Below are 15,288 nucleotides of genomic sequence, written 5' to 3'. Positions count from 1 at the left end.
ATTACAACACCTCCGGGGCGAGCGAGATGATGCGCATGAACTTCTTGTCGCGCAGCTCGCGGCCGACCGGGCCGAAGATACGAGTGCCACGAGGGTCGCCGCTGTCCTTGATGATGACGGCGGCGTTCTCGTCGAAGCGGATGTAGGAGCCGTCGGGCCGGCGGCGCTCCTTGACCGTGCGGACGACGACGGCCTTGACCACGTCGCCCTTCTTGACGCCCGTGCTGCCGGGCAGCGCGTCCTTGACAGTGGCGACGATGACGTCGCCGATACCGGCGTAGCGTCGGCCCGAGCCACCGAGAACACGGATGCAAAGGATCTCCTTCGCGCCCGTGTTGTCGGCGACCTTGAGCCGCGACTCCTGCTGGATCACGTTGAACTCCTGTTAGTCGCGCCGGTTCTCATTTCTGAGCCTGGCGGAACCTGCTGTTGTCTTGGTCCTCCGGCCACAGCCCCGCGGACCGTCTCCGCGCCTCTCAGAGGCACGCAGACGGCCTGCGGCGCCGCACCGCAGGCGACGCGAGGCCGGTAGGCCCCGCGTCCTTGGACGCCGTCATGGGGGCTCTGAGAGCCCCCACGAGGCGCGGTATATCCGAGAAGGACTACTTCGCCTTCTCGAGGATCTCCACGACCCTCCACCGCTTGGTGGCGGAGAGGGGGCGGGTCTCCATGAGCAGCACGCGGTCGCCGACGCCGCAGGCGTTGGCCTCGTCGTGCGCCTTGTACTTGGTCGTCCGGCGGATGACCTTGCCGTACAGACGGTGCTTCACGCGGTCCTCGACGGCGACGACGACGGTCTTGTCCATCTTGTCGCTGACGACGAGGCCCTCGCGGACCTTGCGGAAGTTCCGCTGCTTGCCCGCGGCCTCGGCGGCCTCGGTGTTGGTGGTCTCGGTCTCAGCCATCGCTCGACTCCTTCTCGACCGTGACGATGCCGAGCTCGCGCTCGCGCATCACGGTGTAGATACGGGCGATCTCGCGGCGGACGGCGCGCAGCCGCCCGTGGCTCTCCAACTGACCGGTCGCCGCCTGGAAGCGGAGGTTGAACAGCTCCTCCTTCGCCTCCTTCAGCTTCTGGACCAGGGTGTCCTGGTCCTCCACTCGCAGCTCGCCGGCGGTCAGGCCCTTAGCCATCACGCCTCACCCACTTCACGCTTAACGATCTTGCACTTCATTGGGAGCTTGTGGATCGCACGCTGAAGCGCCTCGCGAGCGATCGGCTCCGCCACGCCGGACAGCTCGAACATCACGCGTCCGGGCTTGACGTTGGCGATCCACCACTCCGGCGAACCCTTACCGGAACCCATGCGGGTCTCGGCGGGCTTCTTCGTGAGCGGACGGTCGGGGTAGATGTTGATCCACACCTTGCCGCCACGGCGGATGTGACGGGTCATGGCGATACGAGCGGACTCGATCTGGCGGTTGGTCACGTAGGAGTGCTCAATCGCCTGGATGCCGAACTCGCCGAACACGACCCTGGTGCCGCCCTTGGCGGCTCCGCTGCGGTCGGGCCGGTGCTGCTTGCGGTGCTTGACCCTGCGCGGGATCAGCATGGTCAGCTCCCTTCAGCACCCGGCTGCGCGGCCGGGCCGGTCTCGGGGGCGGCCTGCGAGGCCGCCTCGGTGCGGGGGGCGCGGCCGCCGCGACGCGGACGGTCGCCGCCGCCACGACGGGGACGGTCACCGCCGCCGCCACGGCGGTCGTCGCGCTCGCGACGCTGACCGGCACGAGCGCCGGCGGCGGCCGCCTCGCGCTCGGCGCGGCTGGTCGGAGCCTCGCCCTTGTAGATCCAGACCTTCACGCCGATGCGGCCGAAGGTCGTACGGGCCTCGTAGAAGCCGTAGTCGATGTCCGCGCGGAGCGTGTGCAGCGGCACGCGGCCCTCGCGGTAGAACTCCGACCTCGACATCTCGGCGCCGCCCAGACGACCCGCGCACTGGACACGGATGCCCTTGGCGCCGGACTTCATGGCCGACTGCATCGCCTTGCGCATGGCGCGGCGGAACGAGACACGGCTGGACAGCTGCTCGGCCACGCCCTGCGCGACGAGCTGCGCGTCGATCTCCGGGTTCTTGACCTCGAGGATGTTGAGCTGGACCTGCTTCTTGGTCAGCTTCTCCAGGTCGCCACGGATACGGTCCGCCTCGGCGCCGCGCCGGCCGATCACGATGCCCGGACGCGCGGTGTGGATGTCCACCTGCACGCGGTCCGTGGTGCGCTCGATCTCGACCTTGGAGATGCCGGCCCGCTCCATGCCCTTCTGCAGCATGCGGCGGATCGCCACGTCCTCGGCGACGTACGACTTGTACAGCTTGTCGGCGTACCACCGGCTCTTGAAGTCGGTCGTGATGCCGAGGCGGAACCCGTGCGGGTTAACCTTCTGGCCCACTATCGGGTCCTTCCCTTCGGCTCGCGGGACTCCACGATCACAGTGATGTGGCTCGTCCGCTTGTTGATCCGATAGGCGCGACCCTGTGCACGCGGGCGGAACCGCTTCAGCGTCGGGCCCTCGTCGACCCAGGCCCGGCTGACGACGAGCGTCTGCGGGTCGAGGTCGAAGTTGTGCTCCGCGTTCGCCATCGCGCTGCTGAGCACCTTGTAGATCGGCTCGCTCGCCGACTGGGGAGCGAACTGCAGCACGGCCTGCGCCTCCGAAGCGGGCAGCCCGCGAATGAGGTCCACCACGCGGCGGGCCTTCTGGGGCGTGACACGGACGAACCGCGCCTGAGCCCTGGCTTCCATCGCTTTCTCCTACTTCCGGGACGCTTACCGCCGGCTGCGGCGGTCTTCCTTGACGTGGCTGCGGAACGTCCGCGTGGGGGCGAACTCTCCGAGCTTGTGGCCGATCATGGACTCGGTGATGAACACCGGGACGTGCTTGCGGCCGTCGTGCACGGCGATCGTGTGCCCGAGCATGTCAGGAACGATCATGGAGCGCCGCGACCACGTCTTGATGACGTTCTTGGTGCCCTTCTCGTTCTGGGCGTCCACCTTCTTGGCAAGGTGGTCGTCCACGAAGGGACCCTTCTTAAGGCTACGTGGCATTTCGGCTGCTCCTACCGCTTCTTCCTCTTGCTCCGACGACGGATGATCAGCCGGTCGCTGGACTTGTTGGCCTGGCGGGTGCGGCCCTCGGGCTTGCCCTTCGGGTTCACCGGGTGGCGACCACCGGAGGTCTTGCCCTCACCACCACCGTGCGGGTGGTCGACGGGGTTCATCGCGACACCGCGAACGGTCGGGCGCTTGCCCTTCCACCGCATACGGCCGGCCTTGCCCCAGTTGATGTTGGCCTGCTCGGCGTTGCCGACCTGGCCCACCGTCGCCCGGCAGCGCACGTCGACCATGCGCATCTCACCGGACGGCATACGCAGGGTGGCGTACTGGCCTTCCTTGGCGAGCAGCTGGATCTGGGCGCCCGCGCTGCGGCCGAGCTTGGCGCCCCCGCCCGGACGCAGCTCCACCGCGTGGATGAAGGTACCGGTCGGGATGTTGCGCAGCGGCAGGCAGTTGCCCGTCTTGATGTCGGCGCTGGGGCCGTTCTCGATGCGGTCGCCCTGCTTGAGGCCGGTCGGCGCGATGATGTAGCGCTTCTCGCCGTCGGCGTAGTGCAGCAGAGCGATGTTGGCGGTGCGGTTGGGGTCGTACTCGATGTGCGCGACCTTGGCCGGGATGCCGTCCTTGTCGTGCCTGCGGAAGTCGATGATCCGGTAGGCACGCTTGTGACCGCCGCCCTGGTGGCGGGCGGTGACTCGGCCGTGTACGTTGCGGCCGCCCTTGTTGTGAAGGGGCGCAAGCAGCGACTTCTCGGGCGTGCTGCGAGTGATCTCGGAGAAGTCCGAGACACTCGACCCGCGGCGACCCGGAGTCGTCGGCTTGTATTTACGGATGCCCATCTTTTTCGTTCATCCTTCGTCGGTTACATGGGTGAGCCCGCCGCACCGGAGTGCGACGGTCTCGACCCGCGGGCCTTGCGGACCGCTCACTTTCTCAGGCTGCTAGCCGATCTGACCGAAGATGTCGATCCGATCGCCCTCGACCAGGCTCACGATCGCGCGCTTGGTGTCGGGACGCTTGCCGTAGCCGGTGCGGGTCCGCTTGCGCTTGCCCTGCCGGTTGATCGTGTTCACGCTGGTGACCTTGACCCCGAAGATCTGCTCAACGGCGATCTTGACCTGGGTCTTGTTCGCGGTGTTCTTCACCAGGAACGTGTACTTGTTGTGCTCATCGATCAGGCCGTAGCTCTTCTCAGAGACGACCGGCTTGATGATGACGTCGCGCGGGTCGGCGATCTTCTCCATCAGGCGTCTTCCTTCCCGCCCTGGCTCAGGCGAGCGACGACCTGGTCGTAAGCCTCCTGCGTGAAGACCACGTCGTCGTGCACGAGCACGTCGTAGGTGTTGAGCTGCCCGGCGTCCAGCAGGTGGACCTCAGGGGCGTTGCGCAGGCTCAGCCACGTCAGCTCGTCGGCCTCGTCGACCACGACGAGCACCCGGGGAGCCTGGGTGACCTTGCGCAGCGCCTCGAGCGCGGCCTTGGTCTTGGGGGTCTCCCCCGTGACCAGCGAGCTGACCACGTGGACGCGGCCGCCGCTCGCCCGGTCGGACAGGGCGCCGCGCAGGGCGGCGGCCTTCATCTTCTTGGGCGTGCGCTGCGCGTAGTCGCGCGGCACGGGGCCGTGGACGGTGCCACCGCCGGCGAACTGCGGCGCGCGGGTCGAGCCCTGGCGGGCGCGGCCGGTGCCCTTCTGGCGGTACGGCTTCTTGCCGCCGCCGGAGACCTCACCGCGGGTCTTGGCCTTGTGGGTGCCCTGCCGGCGAGCGGCGAGCTGGGCCACGACCACCTGGTGGATCAGCGGGACGTTGACCTTGGCGCCGAAGACGTCTTCGGGCAGGTCAACGGTGCCGGCCTTCGCGCCGCTGGCGTCGAGGACGTCAATAGTGGTGGTGCTCACTTGGCAGCCCCCTTCTTGGCAGCGGTACGGACGAGGACCAGGCTGCCGTTGGCGCCGGGGATCGCACCCTTGATCAGGATGAGACCCTTCTCGGCGTCCACGGAGTGAACCTTGAGGCTCTGCACAGTGGTGCGGACGTTGCCCATCCGGCCAGCCATGCGCAGACCCTTGAAAACGCGGCCCGGGGTGGCGCAGCCACCGATGGAACCCGGCGAGCGGTGCTTGCGCTGCGTACCGTGCGACGCGCCCAGACCACCGAAGCCGTGCCGCTTCATGACACCGGCGAAGCCCTTGCCCTTGCTCTTGCCCGTCACGTCGACGAACTGGCCAGCCTCGAAGGTGTCGGCCAGCAGCTCCTGGCCCAGGGTGTAGTCGCTCGCGTCGTCGGTGCGGATCTCCGCGAAGTAACGGCGCGGGGTGATGTCGTGCTTGCGCAGGTAGTCGCCGAGCGGCTTGTTGACCTTCCGTGGGTCGACCTGCCCGAAGCCGAGCTGGATGGCGGAGTAGCCGTCCTTCTCGGGGGTGCGGACGCGGGTCACCACGCACGGACCGGCCTCGACCACGGTCACCGGGATGATCCGGTTGTCCGCGTCGAAGACCTGGGTCATGCCGAGCTTCTTGCCCAGGACGCCCTTGATCGTCTTAGCCATGTCAGTGCGTTCCCTCAGAGCTTGATCGAAATGTCGACACCCGCAGGGAGGTCGAGCCGCATGAGCGAGTCGACCGTCTTGGGGGTCGGGTCGATGATGTCAATCAGCCGCTTGTGCGTGCGCATCTCGAAGTGCTCGCGGCTGTCCTTGTACTTGTGCGGCGAGCGGATGACGCAGTACACGTTCTTCTCGGTCGGCAGCGGCACCGGGCCCGCGACCTTCGCGCCAGTCCGCGTCACCGTCTCGACGATCTTCTTGGCCGAGCTGTCGATGACCTCGTGGTCATAGGCCTTAAGCCGGATGCGGATCTTCTGTCCCGCCATAGTGGCCTCGGTGTCCTTCGCTGTCGTCTTGAAAAAGTATCGTGCGGCAGGTTGCCGTTCTTGGTGCAGGTAAACCCTGCGTGACCCCACGGGACAGACGTAGTGGATCTGCCTTTTCTTCCGTGATCCGGCAGTTACTTCGGTCACAGGTCCGAAGGAACTGCTGGATCACGGCCTCAGCCGTGAGGTCCTCTCAGCCGTGCGGCGGTCGGTCCCGGAAACCGGGGCCGACCGCCGCCCCGACGGTCTAGCTACTTGATGATCTTCGTGACCCGGCCGGCGCCGACGGTGCGGCCACCCTCACGGATCGCGAACTTGAGGCCTTCCTCCATGGCGATGGGCTGGATCAGCTCAACGCGCATCTCGGTGTTGTCGCCCGGCATGACCATCTCGGTGCCCTCGGGGAGGTGCACGACACCGGTCACGTCAGTCGTACGGAAGTAGAACTGCGGGCGGTAGTTGTTGAAGAACGGCGTGTGGCGGCCGCCCTCGTCCTTGGACAGGATGTAGACCTGGCCCTCGAACTCGGTGTGCGGGGTGGTCGTGCCCGGCTTGATGATGCACTGGCCGCGCTCGACCTCGTCGCGCTTGATGCCGCGGAGCAGCAGGGCGGCGTTGTCACCGGCGTGACCCTCGTCGAGCATCTTGTTGAACATCTCGATGCTGGTGACGGTGGTGGTGGTCTTCTCCGGCTTGATGCCGATGATGTCGACCTGCTCGTTGACCTTGACGACACCGCGCTCGATACGGCCGGTGACGACCGTACCGCGACCGGTGATCGAGAAGACGTCCTCGACCGGCATGAGGAACGGCTTGTCCGTCTCACGCGGCGGCTCGGGGACGTTCTCGTCCACGGCGTTCATGAGCTCGATGATGCTGTCGGCCCACTTGGCGTCGCCCTCGAGCGCCTTCAGGGCGGAGACGCGCACGACCGGCAGGTCGTCGCCCGGGAACTCCTGAGCGGACAGGAGCTCGCGGACCTCGAGCTCGACCAGCTCGAGGATCTCCTCGTCGTCGACCATGTCGGCCTTGTTGAGGGCCACGACGATGTAGGGAACGCCGACCTGGCGGGCCAGGAGGACGTGCTCCTTCGTCTGCGGCATCGGGCCGTCGGTGGCGGCGACCACCAGGATGGCGCCGTCCATCTGGGCGGCACCGGTGATCATGTTCTTCACGTAGTCGGCGTGACCGGGGCAGTCCACGTGGGCGTAGTGGCGCTTCTCGGTCTGGTACTCGACGTGCGCGATGGAGATCGTGATGCCACGAGCCTTCTCCTCCGGCGCCTTGTCGATCTTGTCGAACGGGGTCGCCTTGTTCAGCTCGGGGTACCGGTCGTGGAGCACCTTGGTGATCGCCGCGGTCAGCGTGGTCTTGCCGTGGTCGATGTGCCCAATGGTGCCGATGTTCATGTGCGGCTTGGTCCGCTCGAACTTGGCCTTAGCCACTGGTTCTCTCCTTGAGAATCTGACTGACTTTCGTCTACACACTCGGGCCCGGGAGCTCCCGAACCCCTAGGCGGCGGGGTGGCTCTCACCACCCCACCAGGGACCAGGACTTGGGTCCCGGCCTCTATCGCTAGAGGCCTGAACCTATTCGCCCCGGGCCTTCGCGACGATCTCCTTGGCGATGCCCGGAGGCACCTCGGCGTAGGAGTCGAACTGCATGCTGTAGCTCGCCCGCCCCTGCGTCTTGCTACGCAGGTCGCCCACGTAGCCGAACATCTCAGACAGCGGCACGAGCGCCTGGACGACGCGGGCGCCGGCCCGCTCGTCCATCGCCTGGATCTGCCCGCGGCGACCGTTGAGGTCACCGATGACGTCACCCATGTAGTCCTCGGGCGTGGTGACCTCAACGGCCATCATCGGCTCGAGGAGCACGGCGTCCGCCTTGCGCGCGGCCTCCTTGAAGGCCATCGAGCCGGCGATCTTGAAGGCCATTTCCGAGGAGTCGACGTCGTGCGCGGCACCGTCCTGGAGCGTCACCTTCACGCCCACCATCGGGTAGCCGGCCAGCACGCCGAACTCGGCGGCCTCCTGGGCGCCGGCGTCGACCGAGGGGATGTACTCCCTCGGGACGCGGCCACCGGTGACCTTGTTCTCGAACTCGTAGCCGTCGTTGCCCTCACCGAGCGGCTCGAGGTCGATGATCACCCGCGCGAACTGACCGGAACCACCGGTCTGCTTCTTGTGGGTGTAGTCGACCTTCTCCACCTTGCGGCGGATGGTCTCGCGGTAGGCGACCTGTGGGCGGCCGACGTTGGCCTCGACCTTGAACTCGCGACGCATGCGGTCGACGAGGATCTCCAGGTGAAGCTCGCCCATGCCCCAGATGACCGTCTGACCGGTCTCCTCGTCGCGGCGCACCTGGAAGGACGGGTCCTCCTCGGCCAGTCGCTGGATGGCGGTCGACAGCTTCTCCTGGTCGCCCTTGGTCTTGGGCTCGATGGCGACGTTGATGACCGGAGCCGGGAACGTCATCGACTCGAGCACGACCTGGTTCGACGGGTCGGACAGGGTGTCGCCGGTCGTGGTGTCCTTCAGACCCATGACCGCGACGATCTGGCCGGCGATGGCCGTCGGGCGCTCCTCGCGCTTGTTGGCGTGCATCTGGTAGATCTTGCCGATCCGCTCCTTCTTGCCCTTCACAGAGTTGACGACCTGTGAACCGGCCTCGAGCGTGCCCGAGTAGATGCGGATATAGGTGATCTTGCCCAGGTGCGGGTCGCTGGCGATCTTGAAGGCCAGAGCGGAGAACGGCTCGCTCGGGTCCGCGTGACGCTCGATCACCTTGTCCTCGTTGCCGACCGCGTGGCCCTTGAAGGCCGGGATGTCGGTCGGGGCCGGGAGGTAGGCGACGATCGCGTCGAGCAGGGGCTGCACGCCCTTGTTCTTGAACGCGGTGCCGCACAGCACCGGGTTGATGGCGCTGGCCAGCGTGGCGCGGCGGATGGCCGCCACCAGCTGCTCCTCGGTGGGCTCCTGGCCCTCGAGGAAGAGCTCCATCAGCTCGTCGTCGTGCTCGGCGACGGTCTCGACCAGCTTGTCGCGCCACTCACGGGCGGCCTCGGCGTGGTCGGCCGGGATGTCGACGGTGTCGTACATCTCGCCCTTGGCGGCCTCGGCGCTCCAGATGAGACCCTTCATCTTGATGAGGTCGATGACGCCCTTGAAGTCGGCCTCAACGCCCCACGGGAGCTGGATGACCGCCGGGGTGGCGCCCAGACGGCTGATCATCATGTCGACGCAGCGGTGGAACTCCGCGCCGACGCGGTCCATCTTGTTGACAAAGCAGATGCGCGGGACGTTGTAGCGGTCCGCCTGACGCCACACCGTCTCTGACTGCGGCTCAACACCGGCGACGCCGTCGAACACGGCGACGGCACCGTCGAGGACGCGGAGCGAACGCTCCACCTCGATGGTGAAGTCGACGTGACCCGGGGTGTCGATGATGTTGATGGTGTGACCGAGCCACTCGCAGGTCGTCGCGGCGGACGTGATCGTGATGCCGCGCTCCTGCTCCTGCTCCATCCAGTCCATGGTGGCAGCGCCCTCGTGGACTTCACCGATCTTGTAGTTGATGCCGGTGTAGAACAGGATGCGCTCGGTCGTGGTGGTCTTGCCCGCGTCGATATGGGCCATGATCCCAATGTTGCGGACCTTGGCCAGGTCAAGAGCGGTCGTAGCGGCCACTTTAACTCGCGTCCTCGTCGTCTCGTCGAACCCGCCGGGGTTACCAGCGGTAGTGGGCGAAGGCCTTGTTGGACTCGGCCATCTTGTGAGTGTCCTCGCGCTTCTTGACGCTCGCCCCGAGGCCGTTGCTGGCGTCGAGGAGCTCGTTCATGAGGCGCTCGGTCATGGTCTTCTCGCGGCGGGCGCGGGAGTACTGCACCAGCCAGCGCAGGGCCAGGGTGGTGCTGCGCGCGGCGCGCACCTCGACCGGCACCTGGTAGGTCGCGCCACCGACCCGACGGCTGCGGACCTCGAGGGTGGGCTTGACGTTGTCGAGCGCGCGCTTCAGGGTGACGACCGGGTCGTTGCCCGTCTTCTCCCTGCAGCCCTCGAGGGCGCCGTAGACGATCGACTGCGCGATGGAGCGCTTGCCGTCGAGGAGCACCTTGTTGATCAGAGCGGTGACCAGCGGCGAGCTGTAAACCGGGTCAGCCATGAGCTGACGACGGCCAGGAGAACCCTTGCGAGGCATTGTTAGCTCTTCTCCTTCTTCGCGCCGTAGCGGCTACGGGCCTGCTTGCGGTTGCGGACACCCTGGGTGTCGAGCGAACCGCGGATGATCTTGTAGCGAACACCAGGCAGGTCCTTCACACGACCGCCACGCACGAGCACGATGGAGTGCTCCTGGAGGTTGTGGCCCACACCGGGGATGTAGGCCGTGACCTCGATGCCGTTCGTGAGCCGAACGCGGGCCACCTTGCGCAGTGCCGAGTTGGGCTTCTTCGGGGTCGTGGTGTAGACGCGCTGGCACACGCCGCGCCGCTGCGGACTCCCCTTGAGGGCAGGAGTCTTGGTCTTGGCGACCTTGTCCTGCCGGCCCTTGCGGACCAACTGCTGAATAGTGGGCACTGCCACTCCGTTTCGTGCCTTGGCCGGTGTTACGTCATTTGTGGTTCATTTCGCAGGTACTGCCGGTGTCATGACCTGCTGGTTTTCCCCGTCTCGGTGCCCCCGCGCTCGGGCGTGTCGCGCTATTCACGCAGACGTCCCGCGAGGTTTACGAGCCAGGAAGCCGTCCCGCGCCCGTAATGAGCGCACGGTCGAGAGCCCGCATAGAGACGGGCACGATGCTCAAGACTACCCAGGCCCATGCGACACGTCAAAACGGCGCGACAAGGCGGACAAGCCTTGTCACTCCGGGTCGCCGGGGCCTATTTCATCCAGCCCATCTACAGCTCCGCACCAATGATATAGGCCCCGACACCGTTTCGTATGCGGTACAGCCAACCGTCACCGGACTGCGACCAAGCTCACGCATAGGTTTGACGTGTCGCGGGGGTCTGTTTGACGTGTCGCGGAGGATGTACCGGGTAACCCCGGACGGGCCCACAGGCGTCGTAACGGCGGCCCGCCACTGAAGGCGCCGGGGTGGGTGGGCGGGGTCTCCCTGGAGGGCCCTGGGCCCCGTACGGCGACTGGAGCGGCCACGGCAGCGCGTAACGGAAAGAACCGGCCCACTCGTGCGGCGGCTCGCCCCTCAGTACGGCCCTGGCCTTTCATCCAGAGGGCCGGAAAGGAGAGCGCCCGGGGCTCTCGATCGAGAGACCCGGGCGCGTCACCTACAGGCGATCAGAAATTCACCGGTTGTACTGGCCGAAGTCGTACTCCTCCAGGGGGACGGCCTCGCCGCTGCCGGTGCCGAAGGTGTAGTCGGCCGCGGAGCCGTCGTAGCCACCCACGGTGTACATGGCGGCCTTGGCCTCCTCGGTCGGCTCCACCCGGATGTTCCGGTACTGCGGCATGCCCGTGCCGGCCGGGATGAGCTTACCGATGATGACGTTCTCCTTCAGGCCCAGGAGCGAGTCGGACTTGGCGTGGATCGCCGCGTCCGTCAGGACCCTGGTCGTCTCCTGGAAGGAGGCCGCCGACAGCCACGACTCGGTCGCGAGTGAGGCCTTGGTGATGCCCATGAGCACCGGACGGCCGGCGGCGGGCGAACCGCCCTCGGCCACGGTCTCGCGGTTCATCTGCTCGAAGCGCGGACGCTCCACGAGCTCACCGGGCAGCAGGTCGGTGTCGCCGGACTCCAGCACGTTGACCCGCTTCAGCATCTGCCGAACGATGATCTCGATGTGCTTGTCGTGGATCGACACACCCTGCGAGCGGTAGACCTGCTGGACCTCCGCCACCAGGTGCAGCTGCACGGCCCGCGGGCCGAGGATGCGCAGCACCTCGTTGGGGTTGACCGCACCGGCGACCAGCTGCTGACCGACCGAGACGTGCTGGCCGTCCTGCACCAGCAGGCGCGAGCGCATCGACACCGGGTAGGCGATCTCCTCCGAGCCGTCGTCCGGAGTGATGACGACCTTCCTGGTCTTGTCGGTCTCGTCGATCCTGACCCGGCCCTCGGCCTCCGAGATCGGGGCGACGCCCTTGGGGATGCGCGCCTCGAACAGCTCCGTGACACGGGGCAGACCGTGGGTGATGTCGGCGCCGGCCACACCCCCGGTGTGGAAGGTACGCATCGTCAGCTGCGTGCCCGGCTCACCGATCGACTGGGCGGCGATGATGCCGACCGCCTCGCCGACGTCCACGAGCTTGCCGGTGGCCAGCGAGCGGCCGTAGCAGGTCGCGCAGACACCGATCTTGGCCTCGCAGACGAGCGCGCTGCGGGTGCGGACGGTCTCGACGCCGGCCTCGACCAGCTTCGTCACGTGAGCGTCGGTGATGTCGACACCCGCCGGGACGATGACCTTGCCGTCGACCTCGACGTCCTCGGCCAGGATGCGGCCGTGCACGTTGGACTCGGCGTTCTCCGCCTTGACCAGGCTGCCCGACGCGTCGCGCTCGCCGACGTGCAGCGGGACCGCGCGGTCGGTGCCGCAGTCGATCTCGCGCACGATGACGTCCTGCGCCACGTCCACCAGACGACGGGTCAGGTAACCCGAGTCGGCGGTACGCAGAGCGGTGTCGGCCAGACCCTTCCGCTGACCGTGGGTGGAGATGAAGTATTCCAGCACCGACAGGCCCTCGCGGAACGAGGCCTTGATCGGCCGCGGGATCGTCTCGCCCTTGGTGTTGGACACCAGGCCGCGGATGCCCGCGATCTGCCGGACCTGCATCTTGTTACCACGGGCGCCGGAGTTGACCATCATCCAGACCGGGTTGGTCGCCGGGAAGGCGTTGACCATGTCGGTCTCGACGTCGGCCGTCGCGTGCGTCCAGATCTCGATGAGCTCCTGACGGCGCTCCTCGTCGGTGATCAGACCGCGCTCGTACTCGCGCTGGACCTTGTCGGCCCGGCGCTCGTAGTTCTCCATGATCTCGGTCTTGTTCGGCGGCGCGACGACGTCCTCGATCGAGATCGTGACGCCGGAGCGCGTCGCCCACCGGAAGCCGGCGTCCTTGAGCGCGTCGAGCGAAGCGGCGACCTCGATCTTGGGGTAGGTCTCCGCCAGCTCGTTCACGATCGTGGACAGCTGCTTCTTGCCGACCTGGAAGTCGACGAACGGGTAGCTCTCAGGCAGCGTCTGGTTGAACAGGCACCGCCCGAACGTGGTCTCCAGCCGGATGGGGTCACCCTGCTCCCAGCCCTCGGGAGCCACCCAGTCGCGCGGCGGCAGGATGTCGCGCATCCGGATCTGGATCTTCGCCTGGATGTCCAGCTCGCCACGGTCGAAGGCCATCTGCGCCTCGGCGACCGAGCCGAACACGCGGCCCTCGCCCAGCGCGCCTTCCTTCATCGTCGTCAGCCAGTAGAGGCCGATGACCATGTCCTGGGTGGGCATCGTCACGGGCTTGCCGTCGGCCGGCTTGAGGATGTTGTTGGTCGAGAGCATCAGGATGCGTGCCTCGGCCTGGGCCTCAGCCGACAGCGGCAGGTGCACGGCCATCTGGTCGCCGTCGAAGTCCGCGTTGAACGCGGTGCAGACGAGCGGGTGGATCTGGATGGCCTTGCCCTCGACCAGCTGCGGCTCGAACGCCTGGATGCCCAGGCGGTGGAGCGTCGGAGCGCGGTTGAGCAGCACCGGGTGCTCGGTGATGACCTCTTCGAGCACGTCCCACACCACGGGGCGGGCGCGCTCGACCATCCGCTTGGCCGACTTGATGTTCTGCGCGTGGTTGAGGTCCACGAGCCTCTTCATCACGAACGGCTTGAACAGCTCCAGCGCCATCTGCTTGGGCAGACCGCACTGGTGCAGCTTGAGCTGCGGGCCGACGACGATGACCGAACGGCCGGAGTAGTCGACTCGCTTGCCCAGCAGGTTCTGGCGGAAACGACCCTGCTTACCCTTGAGCATGTCGCTCAGGGACTTCAGCGGCCTGTTGCCGGGACCGGTGACCGGGCGACCGCGGCGGCCGTTGTCGAACAGCGCGTCCACGGCCTCCTGGAGCATCCGCTTCTCGTTGTTCACGATGATCTCGGGCGCGCCGAGGTCGAGCAGACGCTTGAGGCGGTTGTTCCGGTTGATGACCCGGCGGTAGAGGTCGTTGAGGTCGGAGGTCGCGAACCGGCCACCGTCGAGCTGCACCATCGGGCGCAGGTCCGGCGGGATGACCGGAATGCAGTCGAGCACCATGCCGCGCGGCGAGTTGGTGGTGTTGAGGAACGCCGAGACGACCTTGAGCCGCTTGAGCGCACGGGCCTTCTTCTGGCCCTTGCCGCTGCGGATGGTCTCGCGCAGGTTTTCGGCCTCGGCCTCGAGGTCGAAGCTGATCAGGCGGTCCTGGATCGCCTGCGCGCCCATGCCGCCCTTGAAGTAGCGGCCGAAGCGGTCGCGCATCTCGCGGTAGAGCAGCTCGTCGCCCTCGAGGTCCTGGACCTTGAGGTTCTTGAAGCGGCTCCAGACCTCCTCCAGCCGGTCCAGCTCGCGCTGGGCGCGGTCACGGAGCTGACGCATCTCGCGCTCGGCGCCCTCGCGGACCTTGCGGCGCTGGTCGCCCTTGGCGCCGGCGGCCTCGAGCTCGGCCAGGTCGGACTCGAGCTTCTTCTGCCTGGTCTCGATGTCGGCGTCGCGGCGCTGCTCGATGTGCTGCCGCTCGACGGAGATCTTCGCCTCCAGCGAGGGCAGGTCACGCTCACGCATCTCGGTGTCGACATGCGTGATCATGTAGGCCGCGAAGTAGATGACCTTCTCCAGGTCCTTCGGGGCCAGGTCGAGCAGGTAGCCCAGGCGCGACGGGACGCCCTTGAAGTACCAGATGTGCGTGACCGGCGCGGCCAGCTCGATGTGGCCCATCCGCTCACGGCGCACCTTGGCGCGGGTGACCTCGACGCCGCAGCGCTCACAGATGATGCCCTTGAACCGGACGCGCTTGTACTTACCGCAGTAGCACTCCCAGTCGCGGGTCGGACCGAAGATCTTCTCGCAGAAGAGCCCGTCCTTTTCCGGCTTGAGGGTCCGGTAGTTGATCGTCTCCGGCTTCTTGACCTCGCCGTGCGACCACTGACGGATGTCGTCGGCCGTCGCCAGCCCGATCCGAAGCTCGTCGAAGAAGTTGACGTCAAGCATTTGTGCGATCTCCCCCTCAGACTTCTTCCACGCTGCTCGGCTCACGCCGGGACAGATCGATGCCGAGCTCTTCCGCGGCGCGGAAGACGTCCTCGTCGGTGTCGCGCATCTCGATGGACATGCCGTCGCTGGAGAGCACCTCGACGTTCAGGCACAGCGACTGCATTTCCTTGATGAGGACCT

The 15,288-nt window shown here is 66.9% G+C and carries 17 protein-coding genes; all 17 read right to left on the bottom strand.

Annotation, left to right across the window (positions count from 1 at the left end):
* Position 1: 1 nt before the first annotated feature.
* The 17 genes from rplN to ID574_RS22375 all read right to left on the bottom strand — a co-directional run bounded on the left by rplN (position 2) and on the right by ID574_RS22375 (position 15,105).
* A complete protein-coding gene (rplN, locus tag ID574_RS22455; protein ID WP_043623452.1) occupies positions 2-373 on the bottom strand; it encodes a 50S ribosomal protein L14 in 372 nt (123 codons plus the stop codon).
* A gap of 229 nt (positions 374-602) precedes the next feature.
* Positions 603-905: a 30S ribosomal protein S17 gene (rpsQ, locus tag ID574_RS22450; protein ID WP_188190931.1), complete on the bottom strand. Its 303-nt coding sequence runs from the start codon at positions 903-905 to the stop codon at positions 603-605.
* Positions 898-1,134, bottom strand: a complete 237-nt coding sequence (gene rpmC / locus ID574_RS22445; protein ID WP_026214152.1) for a 50S ribosomal protein L29 — start codon at positions 1,132-1,134, stop codon at positions 898-900. Before rpmC ends, rpsQ begins: the two co-directional genes overlap by 8 nt.
* A complete protein-coding gene (gene rplP / locus ID574_RS22440; RefSeq protein ID WP_055506387.1) occupies positions 1,134-1,553 on the bottom strand; it encodes a 50S ribosomal protein L16 in 420 nt (139 codons plus the stop codon). Before rplP ends, rpmC begins: the two co-directional genes overlap by 1 nt.
* Positions 1,554-1,555: 2 nt before the next feature.
* A complete protein-coding gene (gene rpsC, locus ID574_RS22435; RefSeq protein WP_188190930.1) occupies positions 1,556-2,389 on the bottom strand; it encodes a 30S ribosomal protein S3 in 834 nt (277 codons plus the stop codon).
* On the bottom strand, positions 2,389-2,742 hold the full coding sequence (gene rplV, locus ID574_RS22430) for a 50S ribosomal protein L22 (RefSeq protein ID WP_020542306.1): 354 nt from the start codon (positions 2,740-2,742) through the stop codon (positions 2,389-2,391). The genes rpsC and rplV overlap by 1 nt, the downstream gene beginning before the upstream one ends.
* Positions 2,743-2,766: 24 nt before the next feature.
* Positions 2,767-3,045, bottom strand: a complete 279-nt coding sequence (gene rpsS / locus ID574_RS22425; RefSeq protein ID WP_127939591.1) for a 30S ribosomal protein S19 — start codon at positions 3,043-3,045, stop codon at positions 2,767-2,769.
* A gap of 11 nt (positions 3,046-3,056) precedes the next feature.
* Complete coding sequence (rplB, locus tag ID574_RS22420) at positions 3,057-3,893, bottom strand: 50S ribosomal protein L2 (protein WP_188190929.1); 837 nt, start codon at positions 3,891-3,893, stop codon at positions 3,057-3,059.
* A gap of 102 nt (positions 3,894-3,995) precedes the next feature.
* Positions 3,996-4,298, bottom strand: a complete 303-nt coding sequence (gene rplW, locus ID574_RS22415) for a 50S ribosomal protein L23 (protein ID WP_188190928.1) — start codon at positions 4,296-4,298, stop codon at positions 3,996-3,998.
* On the bottom strand, positions 4,298-4,951 hold the full coding sequence (gene rplD, locus ID574_RS22410) for a 50S ribosomal protein L4 (protein ID WP_188190927.1): 654 nt from the start codon (positions 4,949-4,951) through the stop codon (positions 4,298-4,300). Before rplD ends, rplW begins: the two co-directional genes overlap by 1 nt.
* Entirely contained in the window at positions 4,948-5,601 is a 654-nt protein-coding gene (rplC, locus tag ID574_RS22405; protein ID WP_188190926.1) for a 50S ribosomal protein L3, read from the bottom strand. The genes rplD and rplC overlap by 4 nt, the downstream gene beginning before the upstream one ends.
* Positions 5,602-5,615: 14 nt before the next feature.
* Entirely contained in the window at positions 5,616-5,924 is a 309-nt protein-coding gene (gene rpsJ, locus ID574_RS22400; RefSeq protein WP_012887830.1) for a 30S ribosomal protein S10, read from the bottom strand.
* 251 nt (positions 5,925-6,175) lie between these two features.
* On the bottom strand, positions 6,176-7,369 hold the full coding sequence (gene tuf, locus ID574_RS22395; protein ID WP_188190925.1) for an elongation factor Tu: 1,194 nt from the start codon (positions 7,367-7,369) through the stop codon (positions 6,176-6,178).
* 144 nt (positions 7,370-7,513) lie between these two features.
* Positions 7,514-9,562 (bottom strand): elongation factor G, encoded by a 2,049-nt coding sequence (gene fusA, locus ID574_RS22390; protein ID WP_442939319.1) that lies wholly within the window; start codon positions 9,560-9,562, stop codon positions 7,514-7,516.
* 91 nt (positions 9,563-9,653) lie between these two features.
* Positions 9,654-10,124, bottom strand: coding sequence for a 30S ribosomal protein S7 (rpsG, locus tag ID574_RS22385; RefSeq protein WP_020542314.1), 471 nt, complete (start codon positions 10,122-10,124; stop codon positions 9,654-9,656).
* Positions 10,125-10,126: 2 nt separating this feature from the next.
* A complete protein-coding gene (gene rpsL, locus ID574_RS22380; protein ID WP_043623420.1) occupies positions 10,127-10,501 on the bottom strand; it encodes a 30S ribosomal protein S12 in 375 nt (124 codons plus the stop codon).
* A gap of 728 nt (positions 10,502-11,229) precedes the next feature.
* Positions 11,230-15,105 (bottom strand): DNA-directed RNA polymerase subunit beta', encoded by a 3,876-nt coding sequence (locus tag ID574_RS22375; RefSeq protein ID WP_188190923.1) that lies wholly within the window; start codon positions 15,103-15,105, stop codon positions 11,230-11,232.
* Positions 15,106-15,288 lie beyond the last annotated feature (183 nt).

Origin of the sequence: Nonomuraea sp. SYSU D8015 (assembly GCF_008065375.1) — a bacterium.
Taxonomy (GTDB): Bacteria; Actinomycetota; Actinomycetes; order Streptosporangiales; family Streptosporangiaceae; genus Nonomuraea.
This window is presented reverse-complemented; position numbering and strand designations above follow the sequence as displayed.

What these genes read in the sequence shown, in the direction of transcription:
- rpsQ (WP_188190931.1), bottom strand. Translation starts at nt 905, where the DNA reads ATGGCTGAGACCGAGACCACCAACACCGAGGCCGCCGAGGCCGCGGGC.
- rpmC (WP_026214152.1), bottom strand. Translation starts at nt 1,134, where the DNA reads ATGGCTAAGGGCCTGACCGCCGGCGAGCTGCGAGTGGAGGACCAGGAC.
- rplP (WP_055506387.1), bottom strand. Translation starts at nt 1,553, where the DNA reads ATGCTGATCCCGCGCAGGGTCAAGCACCGCAAGCAGCACCGGCCCGAC.
- rplV (WP_020542306.1), bottom strand. Translation starts at nt 2,742, where the DNA reads ATGGAAGCCAGGGCTCAGGCGCGGTTCGTCCGTGTCACGCCCCAGAAG.
- rpsS (WP_127939591.1), bottom strand. Translation starts at nt 3,045, where the DNA reads ATGCCACGTAGCCTTAAGAAGGGTCCCTTCGTGGACGACCACCTTGCC.
- rplB (WP_188190929.1), bottom strand. Translation starts at nt 3,893, where the DNA reads ATGGGCATCCGTAAATACAAGCCGACGACTCCGGGTCGCCGCGGGTCG.
- rplW (WP_188190928.1), bottom strand. Translation starts at nt 4,298, where the DNA reads ATGGAGAAGATCGCCGACCCGCGCGACGTCATCATCAAGCCGGTCGTC.
- rplC (WP_188190926.1), bottom strand. Translation starts at nt 5,601, where the DNA reads ATGGCTAAGACGATCAAGGGCGTCCTGGGCAAGAAGCTCGGCATGACC.
- rpsJ (WP_012887830.1), bottom strand. Translation starts at nt 5,924, where the DNA reads ATGGCGGGACAGAAGATCCGCATCCGGCTTAAGGCCTATGACCACGAG.
- fusA (WP_442939319.1), bottom strand. Translation starts at nt 9,562, where the DNA reads ATGGCCCATATCGACGCGGGCAAGACCACCACGACCGAGCGCATCCTG.
- rpsG (WP_020542314.1), bottom strand. Translation starts at nt 10,124, where the DNA reads ATGCCTCGCAAGGGTTCTCCTGGCCGTCGTCAGCTCATGGCTGACCCG.
- ID574_RS22375 (WP_188190923.1), bottom strand. Translation starts at nt 15,105, where the DNA reads ATGCTTGACGTCAACTTCTTCGACGAGCTTCGGATCGGGCTGGCGACG.